Source organism: Pantoea sp. sgz302252, from assembly GCF_042610525.1.
Classification (GTDB): domain Bacteria; phylum Pseudomonadota; class Gammaproteobacteria; order Enterobacterales; family Enterobacteriaceae; genus Erwinia.
In genome coordinates this window covers 23,458-30,082 of record NZ_JBHDVM010000021.1, presented here as the reverse complement: position 1 = coordinate 30,082, position 6,625 = coordinate 23,458, and the positions used below count along the sequence as shown (strand labels likewise).

At 51.6% G+C, this 6,625-nt stretch carries 10 protein-coding genes; all 10 read left to right on the top strand.

What is annotated here, in order from left to right; all coding sequences use genetic code 11:
* Nucleotides 1-108: hypothetical protein (locus ACETPC_RS23225; RefSeq protein ID WP_380184810.1), on the top strand; the 108-nt coding region annotated here is incomplete at its 5' end.
* A gap of 204 nt (nucleotides 109-312) precedes the next feature.
* Nucleotides 313-942, top strand: a complete 630-nt coding sequence (locus ACETPC_RS23220) for an OB-fold-containig protein (RefSeq protein ID WP_380184809.1) — start codon at nucleotides 313-315, stop codon at nucleotides 940-942.
* A 29-nt stretch (nucleotides 943-971) separates the two neighbouring features.
* Nucleotides 972-2,672 (top strand): flotillin family protein, encoded by a 1,701-nt coding sequence (locus ACETPC_RS23215; protein WP_380184808.1) that lies wholly within the window; start codon nucleotides 972-974, stop codon nucleotides 2,670-2,672.
* Nucleotides 2,673-2,802: 130 nt separating this feature from the next.
* Nucleotides 2,803-3,003, top strand: coding sequence for a bacterioferritin-associated ferredoxin (gene bfd / locus ACETPC_RS23210; RefSeq protein ID WP_380184807.1), 201 nt, complete (start codon nucleotides 2,803-2,805; stop codon nucleotides 3,001-3,003).
* Nucleotides 3,004-3,087: 84 nt separating this feature from the next.
* A complete protein-coding gene (gene bfr, locus ACETPC_RS23205; RefSeq protein WP_380184806.1) occupies nucleotides 3,088-3,561 on the top strand; it encodes a bacterioferritin in 474 nt (157 codons plus the stop codon).
* Nucleotides 3,562-3,883: 322 nt separating this feature from the next.
* Nucleotides 3,884-4,195 carry a 30S ribosomal protein S10 gene (rpsJ, locus tag ACETPC_RS23200; RefSeq protein WP_001181005.1) on the top strand — a complete coding sequence of 104 codons (312 nt, stop codon included), beginning with the start codon at nucleotides 3,884-3,886 and terminating at the stop codon, nucleotides 4,193-4,195.
* A gap of 32 nt (nucleotides 4,196-4,227) precedes the next feature.
* Nucleotides 4,228-4,857 carry a 50S ribosomal protein L3 gene (rplC, locus tag ACETPC_RS23195; protein WP_380184805.1) on the top strand — a complete coding sequence of 210 codons (630 nt, stop codon included), beginning with the start codon at nucleotides 4,228-4,230 and terminating at the stop codon, nucleotides 4,855-4,857.
* Between the two features lie 10 nt (nucleotides 4,858-4,867).
* On the top strand, nucleotides 4,868-5,473 hold the full coding sequence (rplD, locus tag ACETPC_RS23190; protein WP_336144229.1) for a 50S ribosomal protein L4: 606 nt from the start codon (nucleotides 4,868-4,870) through the stop codon (nucleotides 5,471-5,473).
* Nucleotides 5,470-5,772 carry a 50S ribosomal protein L23 gene (rplW, locus tag ACETPC_RS23185; RefSeq protein ID WP_380184804.1) on the top strand — a complete coding sequence of 101 codons (303 nt, stop codon included), beginning with the start codon at nucleotides 5,470-5,472 and terminating at the stop codon, nucleotides 5,770-5,772. The genes rplD and rplW overlap by 4 nt, the downstream gene beginning before the upstream one ends.
* 17 nt (nucleotides 5,773-5,789) lie before the next feature.
* Entirely contained in the window at nucleotides 5,790-6,611 is an 822-nt protein-coding gene (gene rplB, locus ACETPC_RS23180; RefSeq protein WP_380184803.1) for a 50S ribosomal protein L2, read from the top strand.
* Nucleotides 6,612-6,625 lie beyond the last annotated feature (14 nt).

Here is a 6,625-nt window from a genome sequence, read left to right as displayed (position 1 = left end):
GTTGTTACCCTGATCCACCCAATCGCAATGGACGACGGTCTGCGTTTCGCAATCCGCGAAGGCGGCCGTACCGTTGGCGCGGGCGTTGTTGCTAAAGTTATCTCTTAATTGTTGATAATTTAAAGCTGATAAAAAGAGCACTTCGGTGCTCTTTTTTTATGGGCGCTTTTCAAGCAACATTTTATCCTGGATGACGCATCACAAAAACGTTAGTCTGTAGCTCTGTTCTGGCCAGGAATATGATATAAACATAAGGATCACGGGAAGAGTTTTATTGCTAACCCTACGGGTTATCTCTACAGGAGTGGAGAGATGAATTTATTTTCGCCCTATAACGGACCTTATCTTTTTGCCCTCTCATTTGTCTTGCTTATCTTAGTGCTGGAAGTTATTGCGCTTATTTTCGGCCAGCTGCTTTCCGGCGCGCTGGATGCCCATCTGGAAGATTATGAAACCTTAAGCAATGGCAATGTGGGGCAGATCCTCCATTACCTGAATATCGGGCGCTTGCCTGCTCTGGCGGCGCTCTGCCTGCTGGCGGGTTACTTCGGCATATTTGGCCTGCTTGCCCAGCAGGGCTGGGTCAGTTTCTGGCAGGTTCCTCTGAGCAATCTCCTGCTTGTGCCGCTAACCCTGATCTTTTCCGTCATTGCCGCGCACTATACCGGCAAAGCAATTGCGCCCTGGCTGCCGCATGACGAAACCAGCGCTATCAATGAAAAAGATTATATTGGCTGTATGGCCGTGGTTACCGGGCACGCAGGCAGGGCAGGTTTACCCTGTGAGGCTAAATTCACCGATAAGTTTGGCCAGACGCATTATCTGTTGCTGGAACCAGAAGAGGGTAAGGAATTTCATCAAGGGGACAGAGTGCTTATTATTTGCCGGCTTTCGGCCACGCGATATTTAGCAGAACTGAATCCCTGGCCCGATGTTTTATAAAAACGTTAATAACCTAAGGAAAGGATACAATGAGCGATGTAATGGATATATTGCCATCATGGATGGTATCCGCATTGATTGCGGTTATGGTAGTTGTTGTTATCGGTATTATCTTTGCCAGACTTTATCAGCGCGCCTCTGCGGAGCAGGCATTTGTGCGTACCGGCCTTGGCGGTCAGAAAGTTGTGATGAGCGGCGGCGCCATCGTAATGCCCATCTTTCATGAAATTATCCCTATCAATATGAACACCCTCAAGCTTGAAGTCAGCCGTTCCGCGACCGACAGCTTAATCACTAAAGATCGTATGCGCGTCGATGTGGTGGTGGCATTTTTCGTCAGGGTGAAACCTTCAGTAGAGGGCATTGCGACTGCCGCCCAAACACTGGGTCAGCGTACGCTTTCGCCAGAAGACCTGCGTATACTGGTTGAAGACAAATTTGTGGATGCGCTGCGCGCAACCGCCTCACAAATGACCATGCATGAACTTCAGGATACCCGTGAGAATTTTGTACAGGGCGTGCAGAACACCGTAGCGGAAGACCTGTCAAAAAACGGCCTGGAGCTTGAAAGCGTCTCGTTAACCAACTTTAACCAGACGGAAAAAGTTCACTTCAACCCCAACAATGCCTTTGATGCCGAGGGGCTGACTAAACTGACGCAGGAAACAGAACGACGTCGTCGTGAGCGCAACGAGGTTGAACAGGATGTGGAAGTCGCCGTGCGTGAAAAGAACCGTGACGCCCTGTCGCGCAAGCTGGAGATTGAACAGCAGGAAGCCTTTATGACGCTTGAGCAGGAGCAGCAGGTAAAAACCCGCACTGCCGAGCAGAACGCCAAAATTGCCGCCTTTGAAGCTGAGCGACATCGTGAGGCGGAGCAAACGCGTATTCTGGCCGAGCGGCAAATTCAGGAAAGCGAAATAGAACGCGAGCAGGCTGTCCGCACGCGCAAAGTAGAAGCGGAGCGTGAAGTGCGGATAAAAGAGATCGAGCAGCAGCAGGTCACTGAAATAGCCAGCCAAACGAAATCTATAGCCATTGCCGCTAAATCGGAACAGCAATCCCAGGCAGAGGCACGGGCCAGCGATGCGCGGGCGGAAGCGGTGCGCGCGCAGCAAAATGTAGAAACCACACGTCAAACGGCGGAAGCAGACCGTGCAAAACAGGTGGCTTTAATCGCCGCAGCGCAGGATGCGGAAACCAAAGCGGTGGAGCTGACCGTGCAGGCGAAGGCAGAGAAAGAAGCGGCAGAAATGCAGGCCGCCGCAATTATCGAGCTGGCGGAGGCCGCCCGCCAAAAAGGCCTGGCGGAAGCGGAGGCCCAGCGGGCGATTAACGATGCCATTAACGTGCTTTCAGATGAGCAGACCAGCCTGAAATTCAGGCTGGCGCTGTTGCAGTCTTTGCCTGAAGTTATTGCCAAATCTGCTGAGCCAATGAAAGCCATCGACGGCATCAAAATTATCCAGATTGATGGCCTGAATCGTGGCGGCACGGGCGCTGAAAGCGGCACCAGCGGCAATAACCTCGCAGAGCAGGCGCTTTCCGCAGCGCTGACTTATCGAACCCAGGCACCACTGATCGATTCTTTACTGAAAGAGGTTGGCCTTGCCGGTGGTTCGCTATCGGCCTTAACCGAGCCGCTGGCTATGGCCGGGGCGAGCGGGCAAATAACTGGCGAAGAATCGGCAAGGCGCATACCGGAGTCCACCATGATGCCAGAAGGCTAAAAGCCGCATTAAAACCAGGGCAGGGCGGCTAATCCTGCGAACGCTTTGCCCTGTTTTATCCTCCCTGAAAACGCTTGAAATCGTAATTATTCTCATTTACACTTTGCGCAAATTTTAAGCGGAGCTGAGCATGTACGTTTGTTTGTGTAATGGTATTAGTGACAAAAAAATCCGTCAGGCGGTGCGCCAGTATTATCCTCAATCGTTTCAGCAACTGCGCAAATTTATGCCCATTGGCAATCAGTGCGGCAAGTGCATCCGCGCCGCGCGCGAGATCCTGGACGAAGAGCTGCAAAACGCGCCAATGCCGCTGTATAAAGAGATCGCCTGATAAACCCCTGCATTTTGTCCTGCTTTTTTGACTTCCGCGTTTAGTGCATCCAGGATCAGAGTAACCGGAAGCGGAGGATGCAAAATGAAGGGCGATGCCAAAATCATAAGTCATTTAAATAAACTGTTGGGAAACGAGCTGGTTGCCATCAATCAGTATTTTTTGCACGCGCGGATGTTCAAAAACTGGGGGTTGACGCGCCTGAACGATATCGAATACCACGAGTCGATAGACGAGATGAAGCATGCGGATAAGTACATAGAGCGTATTCTTTTTCTTGAAGGGCTGCCAAACCTGCAGGATCTGGGCAAGTTGCGGATCGGCGAGGATGTAGAAGAGATACTGCGCTCGGATTTAACGCTGGAGCTGGAAGGCGCCAGAGACCTGCGCGAAGCTATCGCCTATGCGGATCAGGTTCACGACTATGTCAGCCGCGATATGATGATTGCCATCCTGGAAGACGAAGAACACCATATAGATTTCCTGGAAACTGAACTCGAGCTTATCGGCAAAATCGGCGTGCCGAACTATCTGCAGTCGCAAATCAAAGTAGAGTAACCATGCTGTTGAAAAAATAGACGCCGCTGAAACAGTAACTTCAGCGGCATCCTCCCTCTCACCTTTGCTTCATCTCTCTTCACCACGCCGTTCAAAACACAGCACCCCCAGGAAATACCTTGCAAAGCCGCGTCATGTACGTATAATGCGCGGGCCTGTCAGAAATGGCGGCCCGGTTCAATCTGAACCGCAGGCGAGCAATTAGCTCCCTGACAATACTCCCAATCGGGGAGTTATGTGCAGACGATTACACTCCCCCATCAATCGTAATGGGTGCGAGTAGTAATTTTTTTCGTTTATAAATAATTGGAGCTCTGGTCTCATGCAGAACCAAAGAATCCGTATCCGTCTTAAAGCGTTTGATCATCGTCTGATCGATCAATCGACCGCAGAAATCGTTGAGACTGCCAAGCGTACTGGTGCGCAGGTTCGTGGTCCAATTCCTCTGCCGACCCGCAAAGAGCGCTTTACCGTTCTGATCTCCCCGCACGTCAACAAAGATGCGCGCGATCAGTATGAAATTCGCACTCACAAGCGTCTGGTTGACATCGTTGAGCCAACTGAAAAAACGGTTGATGCTCTGATGCGTCTGGATCTGGCTGCAGGTGTTGACGTGCAGATCAGCCTGGGTTAATCAGGTCATTGAGCGATTGAGAGGTTGAAACAATGATTGGTTTAGTCGGTAAAAAAGTGGGTATGACCCGCGTCTTCACTGAAGACGGCGCATCTATCCCAGTAACCGTGATCGAAATTGAAGCAAACCGCGTGACTCAGGTTAAAGACCTGGCTAACGACGGCTACACTGCTATCCAGGTAACCACCGGCGCTAAAAAAGCTAACCGCGTGACTAAACCTGAAGCAGGCCATTTTGCTAAAGCTGGCGTAGAAGCTGGCCGTGGTCTGTGGGAATTCCGTACCGCCGAAGGCGAAGAATTCACCGTAGGTCAGAGCATCAACGTTGACGTTTTCGCTGACGTGAAAAAAGTTGACGTGACTGGTACATCTAAAGGTAAAGGTTTTGCCGGTACTGTTAAGCGCTGGAACTTCCGTACTCAGGATGCTACCCACGGTAACTCCTTGTCTCACCGCGTTCCGGGTTCTATCGGTCAGAACCAGACTCCGGGCAAAGTATTCAAAGGCAAGAAAATGGCAGGCCAGCTGGGTAATGAGCGCGTAACCGTTCAGAGCCTGGACGTAGTACGTGTTGACGCTGAGCGCAACCTGCTGCTGGTTAAAGGTGCAGTTCCCGGCGCAACCGGTAGCGACCTGATTGTTAAACCAGCTGTGAAGGCGTAAGGGGATAGCAATGGAATTAGTATTGAAAGACGCGCAAAGCGCGCTGACTGTTTCCGAAACTACCTTCGGTCGTGATTTCAACGAAGCGCTGGTACATCAGGTTGTTGTTGCTTACGCAGCAGGTGCCCGTCAAGGTACTCGCGGTCAGAAAACCCGTGCTGAAGTAACTGGTTCTGGCAAAAAGCCATGGCGCCAGAAAGGTACCGGCCGTGCGCGTTCAGGTTCTGCAAAGAGCCCGATCTGGCGTTCCGGTGGCGTGACCTTCGCTGCAAAGCCACAGGACCACAGTCAAAAAGTTAACAAAAAGATGTACCGCGGCGCGCTGAAAAGCATCCTGTCCGAGCTGGTACGTCAAGATCGTCTGATCGTTGTCGAGCAGTTCTCTCTGGAAGCGCCTAAAACTAAGCTGCTGGTAGAGAAACTGAAAGACATGGCGCTGGAAGACGTGCTGATCATCACTGGCGAACTGGAAGAGAACCTGTTCCTGGCCGCTCGCAACCTGTACAAGGTTGACGTACGTGATGCAGCGGGTATCGACCCAGTTAGCCTGATCGCCTTCGACAAAGTCGTTATGACTGCTGATGCAGTTAAGCAAGTTGAGGAGATGCTGGCATGATCCGTGAAGAACGTCTGCTGAAAGTACTGCGCGCGCCGCACGTATCTGAAAAAGCGTCTGCTGCGATGGAAAAAACTAACACCATCGTTCTCAAAGTTGCTAAAGACGCGACCAAAGCAGAAATCAAAGCCGCTGTACAGAAACTTTTCGAAGTGGAAGTAGAAGACGTGAACACCCTGGTTGTTAAAGGGAAAATGAAGCGTCACGGACAGCGTATTGGTCGTCGTAACGACTGGAAAAAAGCTTACGTCACCCTGAAAGAAGGCCAGAATCTGGACTTCGTCGGCGGCGCTGAGTAAGTCGGAGGAGAAGAACAATGGCAGTTGTTAAATGTAAACCGACATCTCCGGGTCGTCGCCATGTAGTTAAAGTGGTGAACGCGGAGCTGCACAAGGGCAAACCATTTGCCCCGCTGATCGAAAAGAACAGCAAATCCGGTGGCCGTAACAACAATGGTCGCATCACTACCCGTCATATCGGTGGTGGTCATAAGCAGGCTTACCGTATTGTTGACTTCAAACGCAACAAAGATGGTATCCCGGCTACCGTTGAACGTCTTGAGTACGATCCGAACCGCTCTGCGAACATCGCACTGGTTCTGTACAAAGACGGCGAGCGCCGTTACATCCTGGCCCCTAAAGGCCTGAAAGCTGGCGACCAGATTCAGTCTGGCGTTGATGCGGCGATCAAAGCGGGTAACACCCTGCCGATGCGCAACATCCCAGTGGGTTCCACCGTACACAACGTAGAAATGAAACCAGGCAAAGGCGGTCAGATTGCCCGTTCCGCTGGTGCTTACGTGCAGATCGTTGCGCGTGAAGGTTCCTACGTTACCCTGCGTCTGCGTTCTGGTGAAATGCGTAAAGTCGAATCTGACTGCCGCGCGACCCTGGGCGAAGTCGGTAACGCCGAGCACATGCTTCGCGTTCTGGGTAAAGCCGGTGCAGCTCGTTGGCGCGGTGTTCGTCCTACCGTTCGCGGTACTGCGATGAACCCAGTCGATCACCCGCACGGTGGTGGTGAAGGTCGTAACTTTGGTAAGCACCCTGTATCACCTTGGGGCCTGCAGACTAAAGGTAAGAAGACCCGTAGCAACAAGCGTACTGATAAATTTATCGTACGTCGCCGTAGCAAATAATTTTAGAGGATAAG